Raw genomic sequence first — 348 nt, 5'->3', positions numbered from 1 at the left:
GAATCCGTCGCGCAATGGATGCTGCCGCATCTCATCGACCGACCCGTGTCGCTCGTGCGCGCGCCGGAGGACATCGGCGGCGAGCTGTTTTTTCAGAAGCACACGCAGAAGCTGTCGATTCCAAACATCACGCAGCATCCCGGGCTCGATCCGGGTCATCCTCCGCTGATCACCGTCGATAGCGCGAAGGCGACGTCGGCGCCGCGCAAATGGGCACGATCGAATTTCACACATGGAACGGCGTGGCGTCGAACATCGAAAAGCCCGACCGTGTGGTGTTCGATCTCGACCCGGACCCGTCACTCGGCTGGGACCGGATGATCGAGGCCGCGATGTTGACGCGCTCGC

The 348-nt window shown here is 62.9% G+C and carries 1 pseudogene; it reads left to right on the top strand.

The window, feature by feature from the left end:
* Positions 1–348, top strand: a pseudogene (locus SB822_RS55620) (DNA ligase); the annotation flags it as partial.

The sequence above is a fragment of the Paraburkholderia sp. SIMBA_054 genome (assembly GCF_046534875.1).
In the GTDB taxonomy this organism is placed as follows: Bacteria; Pseudomonadota; Gammaproteobacteria; order Burkholderiales; family Burkholderiaceae; genus Paraburkholderia; species Paraburkholderia hospita.
Note: the sequence above shows the minus strand (reverse complement) of the source record. Positions and strands in the feature narration are given on the sequence as shown.